At 69.0% G+C, this 15191-nt stretch carries 13 protein-coding genes and 3 tRNA genes; 6 read left to right on the top strand and 10 right to left on the bottom strand.

Annotation, left to right across the window (positions count from 1 at the left end):
* Window positions 1-7: 7 nt before the first annotated feature.
* Window positions 8-1912 carry a 1,4-alpha-glucan branching protein GlgB gene (gene glgB, locus D9V41_RS01550; protein ID WP_424922783.1) on the top strand — a complete coding sequence of 635 codons (1905 nt, stop codon included), beginning with the start codon at window positions 8-10 and terminating at the stop codon, window positions 1910-1912.
* A gap of 41 nt (window positions 1913-1953) precedes the next feature.
* Here glgB and D9V41_RS01545 read toward each other — a convergent pair.
* A tRNA-Arg gene (locus D9V41_RS01545) sits at window positions 1954-2026 on the bottom strand.
* Between the two features lie 199 nt (window positions 2027-2225).
* Here D9V41_RS01545 and D9V41_RS01540 point away from each other — a divergent pair.
* Together D9V41_RS01540 and D9V41_RS01535 are read left to right on the top strand one after the other, a co-directional pair.
* On the top strand, window positions 2226-2876 hold the full coding sequence (locus D9V41_RS01540) for a TetR/AcrR family transcriptional regulator (protein ID WP_121792758.1): 651 nt from the start codon (window positions 2226-2228) through the stop codon (window positions 2874-2876).
* 84 nt (window positions 2877-2960) lie between these two features.
* Window positions 2961-3047 (top strand) — tRNA-Ser (locus D9V41_RS01535).
* 542 nt (window positions 3048-3589) lie between these two features.
* Here the strand turns inward: D9V41_RS01535 and D9V41_RS01530 are convergent.
* The 4 genes from D9V41_RS01530 to D9V41_RS01515 form a co-directional block, all read right to left on the bottom strand.
* Complete coding sequence (locus D9V41_RS01530) at window positions 3590-4003, bottom strand: hypothetical protein (RefSeq protein WP_133434073.1); 414 nt, start codon at window positions 4001-4003, stop codon at window positions 3590-3592.
* A 34-nt stretch (window positions 4004-4037) separates the two neighbouring features.
* Window positions 4038-4126: transfer RNA gene (locus D9V41_RS01525), tRNA-Ser, on the bottom strand.
* A 57-nt stretch (window positions 4127-4183) separates the two neighbouring features.
* Window positions 4184-5239: a hypothetical protein gene (locus D9V41_RS01520; RefSeq protein WP_121792756.1), complete on the bottom strand. Its 1056-nt coding sequence runs from the start codon at window positions 5237-5239 to the stop codon at window positions 4184-4186.
* A complete protein-coding gene (locus D9V41_RS01515; RefSeq protein WP_121792755.1) occupies window positions 5236-6021 on the bottom strand; it encodes a carbon-nitrogen hydrolase family protein in 786 nt (261 codons plus the stop codon). Before D9V41_RS01515 ends, D9V41_RS01520 begins: the two co-directional genes overlap by 4 nt.
* 32 nt (window positions 6022-6053) lie before the next feature.
* On the opposite strand from D9V41_RS01515, the gene D9V41_RS01510 reads away from it, so the two are divergent.
* Window positions 6054-7037 carry an NAD(P)H-quinone oxidoreductase gene (locus tag D9V41_RS01510; protein WP_121792754.1) on the top strand — a complete coding sequence of 328 codons (984 nt, stop codon included), beginning with the start codon at window positions 6054-6056 and terminating at the stop codon, window positions 7035-7037.
* Window positions 7038-7054: 17 nt separating this feature from the next.
* Window positions 7055-7579 carry a bacterial proteasome activator family protein gene (locus tag D9V41_RS01505; protein WP_121792753.1) on the top strand — a complete coding sequence of 175 codons (525 nt, stop codon included), beginning with the start codon at window positions 7055-7057 and terminating at the stop codon, window positions 7577-7579.
* 1 nt (window position 7580) lies between these two features.
* Here the strand turns inward: D9V41_RS01505 and D9V41_RS01500 are convergent, their stop codons facing one another.
* From D9V41_RS01500 to serS, 3 genes are read right to left on the bottom strand one after another with little or no spacing between them, the layout of a single operon-like run.
* Window positions 7581-8168, bottom strand: a complete 588-nt coding sequence (locus D9V41_RS01500; RefSeq protein ID WP_121792752.1) for a TIGR03086 family metal-binding protein — start codon at window positions 8166-8168, stop codon at window positions 7581-7583.
* 40 nt (window positions 8169-8208) lie between these two features.
* Window positions 8209-8994 carry an HAD family hydrolase gene (locus D9V41_RS01495; protein WP_121792751.1) on the bottom strand — a complete coding sequence of 262 codons (786 nt, stop codon included), beginning with the start codon at window positions 8992-8994 and terminating at the stop codon, window positions 8209-8211.
* A complete protein-coding gene (serS, locus tag D9V41_RS01490; RefSeq protein WP_121792750.1) occupies window positions 8991-10259 on the bottom strand; it encodes a serine--tRNA ligase in 1269 nt (422 codons plus the stop codon). Before serS ends, D9V41_RS01495 begins: the two co-directional genes overlap by 4 nt.
* A gap of 93 nt (window positions 10260-10352) precedes the next feature.
* On the opposite strand from serS, the gene D9V41_RS01485 reads away from it, so the two are divergent.
* Entirely contained in the window at window positions 10353-11963 is a 1611-nt protein-coding gene (locus tag D9V41_RS01485) for a bifunctional phosphatase PAP2/diacylglycerol kinase family protein (RefSeq protein ID WP_121792749.1), read from the top strand.
* Between the two features lie 12 nt (window positions 11964-11975).
* Here the strand turns inward: D9V41_RS01485 and D9V41_RS01480 are convergent, their stop codons facing one another.
* The gene (locus tag D9V41_RS01480) at window positions 11976-14480 is read right to left on the bottom strand and encodes a glycoside hydrolase family 65 protein (protein ID WP_121792748.1); all 2505 of its coding nucleotides are present in this window, start codon (window positions 14478-14480) and stop codon (window positions 11976-11978) included.
* Complete coding sequence (locus tag D9V41_RS01475; RefSeq protein WP_424922781.1) at window positions 14477-15187, bottom strand: HAD family hydrolase; 711 nt, start codon at window positions 15185-15187, stop codon at window positions 14477-14479. The genes D9V41_RS01480 and D9V41_RS01475 overlap by 4 nt, the downstream gene beginning before the upstream one ends.
* Window positions 15188-15191 lie beyond the last annotated feature (4 nt).

The following is a 15191-nucleotide window of genomic DNA, read 5'->3' as shown; positions in this document are numbered from 1 at the left end:
GTCGACGATCGGCGAACTGGACCTCCACCTCGTCGGGGAGGGCCGGCACGAACGCCTGTGGGACGTGCTGGGCGCCCACGTGCGCACCCTCGACGGACCTCGGGGTCCCGTACAAGGGACCGCGTTCACCGTCTGGGCACCGAACGCCCAGGCGGTGCAGGTCGCCGGCGACTTCAACGGATGGGACAGCGGCAGGCACGCGATGCGGGCCATCGGCGCCGGCGTCTGGGAGCTCTTCGTTCCCGGGATCGGCGCGGGCACCCGATACAAGTACCGCATCCACGGCCCCGACGGCGCCTGGCATGAGAAGGCCGATCCGCTCGCTTTCGGCACCGAGATTCCGCCCGCCACGGCGTCGGTGGTCGTCGACCCGCAGCACACGTGGCGCGACGATCAGTGGATCCGCCGACGCGACGCCACGAACTGGTTCGAGGCGCCGATGAGCATCTACGAGGTTCACCTCGGATCCTGGCGACCGGGCCTCGACTACCGCGAGCTGGCCGACGAGCTGGCCGACTACCTGGAAGAGACCGGCTTCACCCATGTGGAGCTGCTGCCGGTGGCCGAGCACCCGTTCGGCGGCTCGTGGGGGTACCAGGTCACCTCCTACTACGCGCCGACCTCGCGCTTCGGCTCCCCCGACGACTTTCGCTGGTTCGTCGATCGGTTGCACCAACGCGGCTTCGGCGTCATCGCCGACTGGGTGCCTGCGCACTTCCCGCGAGACCAGTGGGCTTTCGCGCGTTTCGACGGCACGCCGCTGTACGAGCATCCCGACCCGCGGCGCGGCGAGCAGCCCGACTGGGGCACCTACGTGTTCGACTTCGGGCGACCCGAGGTGCGCAACTTCCTCGTCGCCAACGCGCTGTTCTGGCTCGAGGAGTTCCACCTCGACGGTCTGCGCGTCGACGCCGTGGCCTCGATGCTCTACCTCGACTACTCGCGCGCCGACGGCCAGTGGGTGCCCAACAAGCACGGCGGCCGCGAGAACCTCGAGGCCGTTCAGCTGCTGCAGGAGCTCAACGCCACGGTCTACAAGCACCACCCCGGTGCGCTGATGATCGCCGAGGAGTCGACCGCCTGGCCCGGCGTCAGCCGCCCGACGAGCAGCGGCGGGCTGGGATTCGGCTTCAAGTGGAACATGGGCTGGATGCACGACACGCTGTCCTACCTGAGCCACGAGCCCGTCCACCGCTCCTACCACCACGGCGAGATGACGTTCTCGATCGACTACGCGTGGACGGAGAACTTCATCCTGCCGCTCTCTCACGACGAGGTCGTGCACGGCAAAGGCTCGCTGTGGGGCCGCATGCCCGGCGACGCCTGGAACAAGGCCGCCGGCGTGCGTTCCCTGCTCGCCTTCATGTGGGCGCATCCGGGCAAGCAGATGCTGTTCATGGGCGGTGAGTTCGGGCAGGAGAGCGAGTGGGCCGAGTCCGGCTCCCTGGCGTGGACCGAGCTCGACGACCCGTTGCACGCCGGGGTTCAGCACGTCGTGCGCGACCTCAACCGGTTGTACCGAGCGACGCCGGCGCTGTACACCCTGGACAGCAGCCCGGACGGCTTCCGCTGGATCGACGCGTCCGACACGGCCGGCAACGTCATCTGCTTCCTCCGCATCGGCGCGGACGGTTCGCAGCTTGCCTGCCTGGCGAACTTCTCGGGCGCACCCCACCACGACTACCGCGTGGGTCTTCCCGTCGAAGGCACGTGGCGCGAGGTGCTGAACACCGACGCTCAGCTGTACGGCGGCTCGGGTGTCGGCAACCTCGGGGCGGTGCAGGCCGAAGGCGTTCCGTGGCACGGCATGCCCGCCTCGGCCAAGGTCCAACTACCGCCGGCGGGTGTCCTGTGGCTCGCCCCGGAGCAGAAGCGCGTCGACGCTCGGCGGACAGAGCAGCCCGCAACATGACGAAACCCCGGCTCACCTGCGGCGAGCCGGGGTTCGTTCTGCGCGCCCGTAGGGATTCGAACCCCAAACCTTCTGATCCGTAGTCAGATGCTCTATCCGTTGAGCTACGGGCGCTTGCCGTGAAGGCCTCGACCACTCTACCGGGTCCGTCCACGTGAGTGAAATCGGCCCCGGGTGCTGTGGCACACACTACTATGGCGCGGCCGGTGGATGGCCGTTCCGAACCGGCAGAGCATGGCCCGCGTTAACCATTGGAATTTCAGACGTTTGTTCTGATAACCGAAATGACCAGAAGGCTCGTAGAGTGGTGCGTATGACCAAGCCCGAACGACGCTTGCCCACGCGAAAGGACGCTGTCGCCAACCGCGAGCGTCTCCTGGTGGGCGCCGAGGAGTACTTCGCCGAACTGGGCATCGATGCTCCGCTGCATGGACTGGCCGACCGAGTAGGGGTCGGGATCGGAACCGTGTATCGCAACTTCCCCGCCCATGCCGACCTGATCCGCGCGCTCTACGACCGGATCGTGGATCGATTCGACAAGATCGCCGAGCAGTGCGCCGATCAACCTTCGGGCTGGGATGCGATCGAGACGCTGATCCGGCGCAGCGTGCAGATGCTCGTGGAGAATCCCGCCACCGCCGCCGTGATGCGTCGTCAGGATCAGAACGATCCGGAGTACCAGCCGGGCAACAAGTGGAGCGGACCGATCCACGACTATGTCGAGCGCGCCAAGGCCGAGGGAATGCTGCGCGAGGACGCGACGCCGGCGGACATCGCCAGCATCCCGTTCGCGCTGTCGAGCGTGCAGAATCTGCCGTTCGAGAAGCGCCGGGAGGTGGCCGAGCGGCTGACGACGCTCATGCTCGATGGACTGCGGGTGCACCCGCACGATCCGGCTCCGCTGGGCACGTCGCCCATCAACACGCGCGAACAGCACGACCTCGTCCAGGCGATCAAGGTCTGATCGCGCCCCGATTCGATTCGGCTCGGGGTCACTCGCTATCCTGAACCGGTTGCTGCGGTCCGTCCGGCGGGCCGTCCGCAACGAGGAGATGTCGCATAGTGGCCTAGTGCGCCCGCCTGCTAAGCGGGTTGAGGTTGATTCCTCTCGCGGGTTCAAATCCCGCCATCTCCGCTGCCACCCAGGGAACAGCAGCGAAAGGGACCAACCACGCAACGTGGTTGGTCCCCTTGCTACGTCCCCATAGAGGAGCTTGCTCCGCTGCCACGCCTTCTGCGGCCACCCGCCCCCTCGCCGCAACGCCCCCACTCACTCGACTGAAGACGCGCCCACAGAGGAGCCCGCTCCGCTGCCACGCCTTCTGCGGCCACCCGACCCCTCGCCGCAACGCCCCCACTCGCGCGGCTGAAGACGCGCCCACAGAGGAGCTCGCTCCGCTGCCACGCTCCCGCGGCCACGTAAGCCCTCGCCGCGACCATCCCCGCTCACTCAGCGGTGAGCTCTCCCGCAGCTCGCGCCCTCACGTGCGTAGTAGCTCACCGCCCACGGCGAGTGGTGCATATTTCTCCGCGAGTGGTGCATATTCGCGACTCCGGGGCGCTCCCGACAACGAATCTGCACCACTCGCGGAACAGGAAGGCGACGGCAGGCAGGGACGCGAGGGATCGCAGCGGCCAGCGGCGGTTCGGTCAGCGCCCGCCGCGGTCCCGCGGCGCTTACTCGAAGGTGAAGCGCGTGTAGCCGTGGGCGGTGTTGAGGCGGTCGTAGACCTCGCGGATCATCGCGACGCGCTCACGGGCGTCAACGGTCTGCAGCGGGAAGACCTGCTCCTCGTTCGTGACGGTGGTGATGCGCAACTCACGCGAGGTGAGCTGGACGTCGCGGACGTCCTTCCAGCGGCCCTCGAACCGCCGCTTCTCGGCGCGGACGCGCCCCTGGTAGCCCTGCTCTGCGAGCGTGAGGACGATCGGCGGGCGCAGGGCGAGGCGCAACGACAGCACCAGCGCGAGCGCGACCACGACACCGCCGACGATCGCCACCACGCGTCCCCACGTCCCGAACTGGGCCGACCAGAAGGCGACGAGCACGGCGACCGCCGCCACCAGCAGATACACGCCGATGCTGAGCATGGCGTGCGCACGGTCGAGTCGGTATCGCGTCACGCAGAGGGGGCGGGATTCGAACCCGCGGCTGACATTTCTGCCAGCGACCGCTTTCAAGGCGGTTCCGATCGGCCACTCCGGCACCCCTCCTGGGTCGCCGCGCACGCGCGACGACACCACCCCGATTCTCGCACCCGGCGAGCCGGATCACTTCAAGGGGCTGAAACGACCGGGCTCGACGCGACTCGGCGGCGCGACCGCACGCGCGGCACGGGCCGATCGCGACGACATGAAGATCTGCCGCAGGAGAAGGCCGATGGGCACGCCGAGCACGGCCGAGTACAGCGTCGAGAGCGCGAAGTACGACGGGTAGGCGCCCGGATCGATGAGCGACGTGGTGATGACCGCCGTCCCCAGCACCGCGAACACGCATACCCACCAGCCCTCGCGGTACCGCGAACGCAACGAGGTGCCGAAGATGATCGCCGGGAAGCCGATGAGCACCTCGAACGGACGCGGCACGCCACCGATGTGCTGCCGCATCCAGATGATGCTCTCGTCGAGGAACTCCTTGATCGCCGGGCTGCCGTACAGCCGCACGATGCCGCCGTAGACGAACAGGAGCACCGCGACGACCGCCACCCCCACCAGGATCCACAGGTGCTGCCGGGTCAGGCCGTGCAGACCGGCGCCCAGGTTCGACATGATCGCGAGGCCGACCGCCACGGAAGCCGCCAGCGTGAGTCCGCTGTAGATCTGGATCTGCGCAGGCGCGTTCCACGCGGCCACCCCCATCGCCCCGCTCACGGTGAGCAGGAGCGAGATGCCGTACTCGCGCAAGGCGGCGCCCATGCCGGGCGCGGGCAGGGTGAACATGACCGCGTTGACAGCCGCGAACACCGCAGAGGCGCCGGCGGCGGTGACGAGCAGGAAGTTCAGTTCGGTCACGAGCGCGGATCCGGCGAGCACCGCCGTCAGCGTGACCCAGATGCGCATGTGACCGCCGACGCGATGTGTGAGCATCATGGCCGACACCACGAGCAGCAGCGCAGCGCTCGGCCGCCACAGCCAGGACGGGGCGCCGACCGCCACGACGCTCGTCGCCGAACCCAGCGTGCCGAGCAGCCAGGCGAGGCCGGTCAGGATCTCGAACGTCCGCGCCGTCCGCCGCGATTCGAAGCGAGGGCCGCGGGTGGGCCGCTCGTAGACCGGAGCGACCGACGCGTCGAGGCGACGTCGGCGTCCGGGCTGAGTCGTGCTCACGTCGAGCGCATCCTTCGGTTGGCGAGGGAGGGGTTGACCTCGCGGGAACGGGCGACGACCTGGGGATCGAGGTCGGCGAGCACCACGGCGTCGGCGTCGTGGGCCTCGTCAACGATAGAACCCCAGGGGTCGACGACCAAGGAATGACCGGTGTAACGGTCGCCGCCTTGCGCCGCGGCGGCCACGAACACGGTGTTCTCCACCGCCCGGGCGGTCAACAGCGTGCGCCAGTGCTCGAGCTTGCGCTCCCCCGCCACCCAGGCGGCCGGAACGAGCAGGACGTCGGGGACGGCGCGGCCGTCCATCAGCGTGCGGGCCAACTCCGGGAACCGCAGGTCGTAACAGGTCATCAGGCCGACCGTGGTGTCGCCGACGGTGAACGTCGCCGGGACAATGTCACCGGGACGCAGCCGCTCGGACTCGCGGTAGCCGAACGAGTCGTAGAGGTGGATCTTGCGGTACGTCGTGACCAGCTCCCCGTCGGCGTTCACGACGACGAGCGTGTTGTACGGCAGTCCGTCCGTGCGCTCGAACATGCCGGCGACGATGGTGGCGTCGAGTCGGCGCGCCTGCTCGGCCAGCAGGGCCACGAACGGGCCGTCGAGCGGCTCAGCAGCGGCGGACAAGTCGTGGTCGGCGGAGCCGAAGTCGTGCATGGCCGCCTCAGGCAGCACGACGAGGTCGACCGACGCGCCGTCGAGATCGGCGAGGGCGGCCGCGATCGTGTGCCGGTTAGCGGCCGCGTCGATGTCGGACGCGAACTGGACCAAGGCGATGCGCATGTCCTCCAGTCTGGCATCGCTACGGTGGTGACATGCGTGCTGTGATGGTCAACGAGCCCGGTGGACCCGAGGCCCTCGAGGTCGTCGACGTTCCCGTGCCCCAGCCCGGCCCCGGTGAGGTGCTCCTGCGCGTCGCGTCGGCGGGGGTGAATCGCGCCGACATCCTGCAACGCCAGGGCCACTACGATCCGCCGGCGGGTGCCACCCGAGTGCTCGGACTGGAGTGCGCCGGCGAAGTCGTGGCGGTCGGCGAGGGCGTGGGTGAGCAGGAGATCGGGTCACAGGTGTGCGCGCTGCTGACCGGCGGCGGTTACGCCGAGTACGTGGCGGTCCCGATCGGTCAGATCGCCCCCGTTCCCGAGGGCGTCGATCTGGTGACCGCCGGCGGGCTGATGGAGACGTTCGCGACCGTATGGTCCAACGTCTTCATGATCGGGCGGCTGCAGCCCGGTGAGACCCTGCTCGTGCACGGCGGGTCGAGCGGGATCGGCACGACGGCGATCCAGGTGGCCAAGGCCTTCGGCGCCCGCGTCGTCACCACCGTCGGCTCACCGCAGAAGGCCGAGTTCTGCCGCGAGTTGGGTGCCGACCTCGCGATCGACTACCGGCAGGAGGACTTCGTCGAGGTCATGCGCGAGGCGGGCGTGCGCGCCGACGTCATCCTCGACATCATCGGCGCCAAGTACCTGGCGCGGAACATTGCCGCGCTCGCCACCTCCGGGCGTCTCGTCGTCATCGGGCTGCAAGGTGGCGTCAAGGGCGAGCTCAATCTCGGTGCCCTGCTCGCGAAGCGGGCCGCGGTCACCGCCACCTCGCTGCGCGCCCGCCCGGCCGGCGAGAAGACCACCATCGTCCAGCAGATGACCGGACAGGTCTGGCCGCTCATCGCCGACGGGGCCGTCCGACCGATCGTGCACGCGACGATGCCACTCGAGCAGGTCGCCCGCGCGCACGAAGTGATGGAGGAGTCCAGCCACCGCGGCAAGCTCATCCTCACCCTGAACGGCCAGGCCTGAGCGCCTAGTCTGGGGACATGAGCGACGACCACGTGATCGACCCCGACGGCCAGCCGATCGCCGTGCCGGAGGACGCTGAGGACTCCCGTACCGCTCTGAGCGACCTCGTGGAGCAGCCGGCCAAAGTCATGCGGATCGGTGGCATGATCCGCCAGCTGCTGGACGAGGTGAAATCCGCGCCGCTGGACGAGGCCAGCCGCTCACGGCTGCGGGAGATCTACGAGCAGTCGATCGCCGAGCTCAAGGACGGCCTCGCCCCCGAACTGGTCGACGAGCTCGAGCGACTGAGCCTTCCGTTCGACGCCGAGTCCCCCACCGAGGCCGAGCTGCGCATCGCTCAGGCGCAACTGGTCGGATGGCTCGAGGGCCTCTTTCACGGCATTCAGGCCGCGCTCTACGCCCAGCAGGTGCAGGCCCAGACGCAGTTCGCCAACATGCGGCTCGCGTTACCCGAGGGCGGACGTCCCGGGCAGCAGGCACAGCCCACGGAGTCGCAGGGCAACCGGTCGGACGTCGCCGGCTCCAGCGGCATGTACCTCTAGCTCAGCGCGACGCCCGCCACTGCGGGTCGCGGCCGGCCATCGCGAGCACGCGGTCGAACAGCGGCGCGTCGGCCGGCACCGGTTTCACGGGGCCGAACACGCCAGCTCGCTCGCGCCCTTGCGGGTCGTCGTCCTCGGGAGTCACGATCGGCACGATGGACTCCGCCTCCTCTTCGGACACCTGATAGTCCTGGTCGGTGGCGCGGGCGAGGTCCCAGCCGTGCAGCAGCACTTCGTCGAGAGCGACGAGACCGCAGACGTGCGCGGGCAACTCGACGCCGCCGACCATCGTCATCCCGTCCCACGCCGCGGGGTCCTCCCACGCGGCAGCCAGGTCGTCCAGCTGCTCGTGCAGCAGGGTTCGCCACTCGTCCGGCAGCGGTGCGTCGACCGGTTCGGGCGCCGTCGCCGTGGTCGGCCCCTCGATCTTGCCGGCGGCGTCGCGGAAGGCGACCGTCAGCCCGAGCAGGTGGTGGATGAGACGGGCGACGTCCATCTCCTCAGCGGGTGTGGACGCGCTCAGCTGCTCGTCGGTGACGTTGCGAGCGACGGTCGCGGTGCGGCTGACGGCGTGGCGCAGATCGATCATGCCCTCAGACCAGCAGACTCACCCGCCGCTGTCCAGCGCGTCAGCCGAGATAGCGGGCGAGCTCAGCCGCGAGGCCGTCGTCGTCGATGGTGCCGGTGATGTCGTCGGCCACCTCGCGTACTTCGTCGGGGGCCTGGCCCATCGCAACGCCTCGGCCGGCCCACTGCAGCATCTCGATGTCGTTGCGACCGTCGCCGACGGCGAGCACGTCCGCAGCGGAGTACCCGCGTACCTCGCACACGTAGTCCAGGCCGGACGCCTTGGAGACGCCCACCGGCGCGAGGTCGAGCCAGGCGCTGTAGCCGATGAAGTAGTTGGTGTCCTCCAGGCCGAGGTCGGCGACGAGGGCGTGGAACTCCTCGGTGTCGTGCTCGGGTGCCCGGATGATGACGCGGCTGACCGGCTCGCGGACGAGGTCGTCGACGTCCTCGACGACGATGCGGCCGTTGATCTCGCCCTCGGGGAACGGCTGGGAGACCCGGAAGCCGACGCCGACCTCCTCCACCGCGACGAGCGCGTCCGGCATCTTGTCCAGCACGCGGGCGACCGCCTCCCGGGCGTCGAAGGTCACCGAGTGCACGACCCGGAAGGGGTCGACCTCGAACACCACCGAGCCGTTGCTGGCGACGGCGAGCCCGTCGTTGATGCCGAGCTTGCCGAGCACGTCATACACGCCCGGCGCGGAGCGCCCGGTGGCGATGACGATCTCGGAACCGGCGTCGCGCATGGCCAGGATCGCCTTGCCGACGCGCTCGGTCATGAGGTTGTGACCGTCGACGATGGTGCCGTCGACGTCGAGGGCGACGAGTTTGGGAATCCAGGTCATGAGCGCGGCTCCAGCACCTCGCCGAGCAGCGGGTGCAACACCGCGGGCAGGCGGACCGAACCGTCGGCCTGCTGGCCGTTCTCGAGCAGCGCCACGATCGTGCGCGTCATGGCGCACAACGTGCCGTTGAGCGTGGCGGCTGGAACGGTGCCCTCGTCGCCGCGGACGCGGATGTCGAGGCGACGCGACTGGAACTGCGTGCAGTTGGAGGCGGACGAGACCTCGCGGTACTTGCCCTGTGTGGGGATCCACGCCTCGCAGTCGAACTTGCGGATCGCCGAGAGACCGAGGTCGCCCGCCGCGACGTCGATGACGCGGTAGGGCAACTCGAGGGCGTCGAGCCAGGCCTTCTCCCAGCCCAGGAGACGCTCGTGCTCGGCGTAGGACTCCTCTTCGGTCGTGTAGACGAACATCTCGACCTTGTCGAACCAGTGCACGCGGAAGATGCCGCGCGTGTCCTTGCCGTAGGAGCCGGCCTCGCGCCGGAAGCACGGGCTGAACGCAGCGTAGCGACGCGGCAGCGAGGCTGGGTCGAGGATCTCGTCGCTGTGGTACGCCGCGAGCGGCACCTCCGACGTGCCGACGAGGTAGAGATCGTCCTTCTCCAGGTGGTAGACGTCGTCGGCGGCCTGGCCGAGGAAGCCGGTGCCCTCCATCGCCTCGGGCTTGACCAGCGCCGGCGGAATGACCGGTGTGAAGCCCCATTCGGCGGCCTTGCTCATGGCGAGCTGTGTCAACGCCAGCTCCAGCTGTGCACCGACGCCGGTGAGGAAGTAGAACCGCGAGCCGCTGACCTTGGCGCCGCGCTCGACGTCGATCGCCCCGAGCAGCTCACCGAGTTCGAGGTGATCGCGCGGCTCGAAGCCTTCGGCGGCGAAGTCGCGGGGCGTGCCGTGGGTCTCGAGCACGACGAAATCGTCCTCGCCGCCCTCCGGCGCCTTCTCCGAGGCGAGGTTGGGCACCGACTTCATGAGCCGCGTGAACTGCTCGACGGCCTCGTTCTGGGCCGCCTCGGCGCTCTTGACCTGAGCGCTCAGTTCCTTCGTGCGAGCGAGCAGCGCCTGCTTCTCCTCGCCCTGGGCCTTGGCGACCTGTTTGCCGAGCCCCTTCTGCTCCGAGCGCAGGGCCTCGAACTCCGCGATCGAGGAGCGGCGGTGTTCGTCGGCCGCGATCAGCTCGTCGACGATGGCATCGGACTCGCCACGACGGCGGAGAGCGGCGCGGAGACGGTCGGGTTGGTCACGAAGCACGCGGGGATCGATCACTCGACCAGCCTATCGGCCGGGTCCGCGCGGCGAGCCCCGCTGGGTCGGGTCGTTTACGCTGTTCGGGCACTGCTCGCAGCAGGAAGGAGAACCGTGGCGATCGACGTCCGCCGGGCCGACCCCGACCGGGGATGGCAGATCCCGGTCTTGCTCGTCGTCCTGGGCGTCCTGTTCGCCGTCCCCGCGATCGGACTCGCTGCGGGCTGGGAGGCGCAACTCGACCTCGACGCCCAGGTCGCCGACGCGGCCTACCAGGTCAGCAGCCACCGCCCGTGGCTCGTGGACGTCCTCGAGGTCGTGGCCGCGCTGTTCAGCACGCTCGGTGTCAGCGTCGTCCTCGCCGTGATGCTGGCGGGGATGCTGATCCGCCGCGAGCACGCGGTCGCGGTGTGGATCTTCTGCAGTGGACTGCTCGTCCTGGCCGGCAACGCCCTGCTCAAACTCGTCTTCGACCGCGACCGTCCCTTCTGGGACGAGCCGCTGCACGAGATCGGGGGCCACGCCTTCCCCAGCGGCCACGCTTCGGGCTCCGGCATGCTGTTCACGGTCATCTCGCTGGTGACCATCATCAGCACCGGTCGGGGCTGGAAACGCCGGCTCCTGCTCGCACTCTGGATCCTTCTGGCGCTCGGCGTGGCGAGCAGCCGCGTGTTCCTCGGGGTCCACTATCTCAGCGACGTCGTGGCGGGCCTGGCCGTCGGCTCGTTCGCGACCTGCGTCCTGTGGTTGCTCATCGTGCGAGGCAAGGGCCGGCTGCCCTCCGAACTCGCCATCGTGACCGGCTCCGGCGCCCGCACCTCGGCGGTGATTCTCAACCCGTCCAAGATCGGCGACGTGGCCGAGTTCCGGGCCAAGGTCGGCCAGGTCGCCGCGGCGCACGGATGGAACGAACCGCGGTGGTACGAGACCACCGTCGAGGACCCGGGACACGGGCAGACCCGGGCGGCGATCGACGCGGGCGTCGATCTCGTGGTCGCCGCGGGCGGCGACGGCACCGTGCGCGCGGTGTGCGAGGAGGCCGCGAGAACCGGCGTCGCCGTCGGCATCCTTCCGCACGGCACGGGCAATCTGCTCGCCCGCAACCTCGACATCCCGGTCAACACCCGCGATGCGCTCGACGTCGTCTTCGGCGGCCAGGACCGCGCGATCGACCTCGCGACCTTCCGCACCGACGGCGACACCGACTCCGTCTTCCTCGTCATGGCCGGGCTCGGCATGGACGCGATGATCATGTCCGGCGTCAACGACGAGCTCAAGCGGAAGGTCGGCTTCCTCGCCTACTTCGTCTCGGGCGTGAAGGCGCTCGCGTTCCCGCGCACCAAGGTGACGATCACCATCGACGACCAGGAGCCGGTGACGTTCAAGGCGCGCACCGTGGTCGTGGGCAATGTCGGGTTCCTCCAGGGTGGGATTCCGTTGCTCCCCCAGGCCGAGATCGACGACGGCATGCTCGACGTCGTGGTGGTCGCGCCCAAGCGCTTCCTCGGATGGCTCGCGATCGTCGCCCGCGTGATGACCCGCCGTCCCACGAACGACAAGCGCCTCAGCCGCCTGTGCGGCGAACGCGTGCACATCGTCGCCGAGCGCAAGGTGCCGATGCAGCTCGACGGCGACGGCGTCGGCGAGGCCAGCGAGATCACCGCCGAGGTGCACCAGGGCGTCGTGCTCGTCCGCGTTCCGGTCGAGCTCGGCCCCGCGCGCTGACCCCTCGGGCCGTCAGTGCCCGGGCACGATGGCCGAGATGACGGTGCCGTCGGCACGACGACGGCCGGCGACCGGCGGCGGCGTGCCTTCCAGTCGCGGCCCCTGACCGTCGAGCGGCACGATGACCGGGTCGCCGGGCGGCACCTCGATCTCCTTGCCCCGCACACCGATCGTGGGCGTCACGACGACCCCGTCCGCGTCGGCGCCCTGCTCCTCGAGGAACAGTTCGAGTTCGTCGTGCCGCACGGTCACGCGGACGCGCTGCCCGCGCAGGGTGAGCCGGAAGACCAGCTCTTCCCAGCCGTCCGGTAGCCGCGGATCGAGCGTGAAGACGCCGTTGTGGTCGCGGAAGCCACCGAAACCGCCCACGAGGGCGCTCCACACCCCGCCGGTCGAGGCGACGTGGACGCCGTCGCTGGCGTTGCGATGCCGGTCGGCCAGGTCGACGAAGAGCGCGCCCAGGAAGTACCGCAATGCGAGATCGTGGTACCCGACCTCCGCTGCGATGATCGACTGCACGACACCCGACAGCGTCGAGTCCCCGGTGGTGATCGGGTCGTAGTACTCGAAGTTCGCGCGCTTCTGCTCCGCCGTGAAGTGATCGCCCTGCAGGTACAGCGCGAGGACGACGTCGGCCTGCTTGATGACCTGGAAGCGGTAGATCACCAGCGGGTGGAAGTTCAGCAGCAGCGGTCGCTGGTCGAGCGGCGTGTGATCGAGGTCCCAGACTTCGCGCTCCAGGAAGTGCTGATCCTGGGGGTGGATGCCCATGTGCTCGTCGAACGGGATCGCCATGTCGCGAGCGGCGCGCTCCCAATCCTCGACCTCGGTCTCGTCGAGCTTGAGCCGCGCGACGAGTCGCAGGTAGGTGTCGCCGTCGCGTTCGGCCAGCTCGCGCACCGCCCGCGCCGCCGCCTGGAGATTGAAGCGGGCCATGACGTTGGTGAAGAGGTTGTCGTTGACGACCGTCGTGTACTCGTCCGGGCCGGTCACGCTGTGGATGTGGAAGGTGCCTTCCTCCTCATCGCGCCAGAAGCCGAGATCGACCCACATGCGGGCGGTCTCGACCAGGACGTCGATACCGGCCCGCGTCAGGAAGTCGGTGTCGCCGGTGGCCCCGAGATACTGCGTCAACGCGTACGCGACATCGGCGTCGATGTGGTACTGCGCCGTGCCGGCCGCGTAGTACGCGGACGCCTCCTCGCCGTTGATCGTGCGCCACGGGAACAGCGCGCCGCCCTGCGACATCTCCCGCGCCCGTCGACGCGCCGCGTCGAGCAGGGAGTACCGGAACCGCAGAGCGTTCCGCGCCCATTGCGGCGACGTGTACGTGAGGAACGGCAGGACGTAGACCTCGGTGTCCCAGAAGTAGTGGCCGCTGTACCCCGAGCCGGTGACGCCCTTGGCGGGGATGCCCTGGCCCTCGGCGCGCGCAGCGGCTTGCGCGACCTGGAACAGATTCCAGCGCACCGCCTGCTGCACCGCGGGCTGTCCGGCGATCTCGACGTCCGAGCGAGCCCAGAAGTCGTCCAGCCAGGCGCGCTGATCGTCGAACTGTCGCTGGAGTCCTTGGCTCTTGGCGCGGTCCAGCGTGCGTCGGCACCGGTCGACCAGCTCGCGCGGTGGCACCCCCCGCGAGGTGTGGTACGCGACGTACTTGACCAGGCGGATCGGCTTGCCCGGCTCGGCGTTGACGCGGTACGTGATCTTGGCGAGATCGTCGTCGACCTGAACGCTCTGATCCCGCGCATTGTCGGTCTCGAAGAAGTGGTCCGCCGCGACGCCGAGGGTCATGCCGCTGTCGACACACCGGTAACCGAGCACGACGCGTCCCTCGGCCGCGCTGCCCCAGCTGTACTTGGGCTCGAGCACGCGCCGGCTGAAGGTGTCGGACTTGCGGGGGTCGTGTCCCTCGCCCATCGCCTTGGAGCGCACGTGGTACTCGTCCTCGCCGTCCTGGCGGTTGAGCACCTGCGAGGAGATCGCGACCGGCGCGCTCTCGTCGAGCAGCTCGACGTCGAACGTCATGACCGCGAGGTGCCGCTGGGTGAACGAGACCATGCGCTGAGTGGAGACCCGCACGCGCTTGCCGCTCGGCGTCCGCCAGAGGATGTCGCGCTGCAGCACGCCGCTGCGAAAGTCCAGCGACCGCTCGTACTCGAGCAGGTCCGCGATGCTCAGCAGCAGCGGCTCGTCGTCGACGTAGAGCCGGATGATCTTGGCATCGGGCACGTTGACGATCGTCTGGCCCACGCGGGCGAAGCCGAACGCCTCCTCGGCGTGCTGGATCGGCCACGTCTCGTGGAATCCGTTGATGAAGGTGCCGTGCGTGTGCGAGTCGCGGCCTTCGACGACGTTGCCGCGCATTCCCAGGTACCCGTTGCCCACGGCGAACAGGGTCTCGGTGACGCCGAGGTCCTGTTGATGCGGAAAGGTCTCGACCAGCCGCCAGTCATCCAGGGGAAAGCGGCCGCGGTCGAGGAAGTCGTGGACGGGCGGGGCCTCATGCGACGTCATGTCAACTCCTCGAGGTCCTCTACGACGATGTCGGCCCCGTTCTCCAACAGCGCCTCGCGGCCCGCGCCCCGATCGACGCCGATCACGAGACCGAATCCGCCGGCTCGTCCGGCCTGGACGCCGGAGACGGCGTCCTCCAACACCACGGCACGCTCCTTCGGCACACCGAGCTTCGCGGCAGCGTCGAGGAAGGTGTCGGGGCGGGGCTTGCCGAGCAGATCCTCCGCATCGGCGACGTTGCCGTCGACGATGACCGGGAAGGAGTCGAGCATGCCTGCGGCCTCGAGCACGTTACGGGCATTGCGCGAGCTCGACACCACGGCGAGCGCGAGACCGCGCGCGGCCAGCTGGTCGACGAGCAGCTTGGAACCGGGATAGACCTCGACGCCCTCGCTGGCGAGGACCTTCTCGAAGGCGTCGTTCTTACGGTTTCCCAAGCCGCAGACGGTGGTGGCCGAGGGATCGTCGGACGGATCCCCGTAGGGCAGGTGGATTCCGCGCGATTCCAGCACGGACTGCACACCGTCATACCGCGGCTTGCCGTCGAGGTAGGTGAAGTAATCGTCGTCGGTGTACGGCGACTGGTCGTCATACCCGGCGAGGAAGTCGTTGAACATCCGTTCCCAGGCGTGCATGTGGACCACGGCGGTCGGGGTGATCACTCCGTCGAGGTCAAACAACGCGGCGTCGAAGTCGCTCCAGTTCACCCCA

Origin of the sequence: Aeromicrobium phragmitis (assembly GCF_003674095.1) — a bacterium.
Classification (GTDB): Bacteria; Actinomycetota; Actinomycetes; order Propionibacteriales; family Nocardioidaceae; genus Aeromicrobium; species Aeromicrobium phragmitis.
Note: the sequence above shows the minus strand (reverse complement) of the source record. Positions and strands in the feature narration are given on the sequence as shown.

Bases quoted from the DNA above. Each gene is read 5' to 3' on its own strand.
- D9V41_RS01510 (WP_121792754.1), top strand. From the start codon at position 6,054: ATGCGTGCTGTGATGGTCAACGAGCCCGGTGGACCCGAGGCCCTCGAG.
- D9V41_RS01540 (WP_121792758.1), top strand. From the start codon at position 2,226: ATGACCAAGCCCGAACGACGCTTGCCCACGCGAAAGGACGCTGTCGCC.
- D9V41_RS01480 (WP_121792748.1), bottom strand. From the start codon at position 14,480: ATGACGTCGCATGAGGCCCCGCCCGTCCACGACTTCCTCGACCGCGGC.
- D9V41_RS01500 (WP_121792752.1), bottom strand. From the start codon at position 8,168: ATGATCGATCTGCGCCACGCCGTCAGCCGCACCGCGACCGTCGCTCGC.
- D9V41_RS01495 (WP_121792751.1), bottom strand. From the start codon at position 8,994: ATGACCTGGATTCCCAAACTCGTCGCCCTCGACGTCGACGGCACCATC.
- D9V41_RS01530 (WP_133434073.1), bottom strand. From the start codon at position 4,003: ATGCTCAGCATCGGCGTGTATCTGCTGGTGGCGGCGGTCGCCGTGCTC.
- D9V41_RS01505 (WP_121792753.1), top strand. From the start codon at position 7,055: ATGAGCGACGACCACGTGATCGACCCCGACGGCCAGCCGATCGCCGTG.
- D9V41_RS01515 (WP_121792755.1), bottom strand. From the start codon at position 6,021: ATGCGCATCGCCTTGGTCCAGTTCGCGTCCGACATCGACGCGGCCGCT.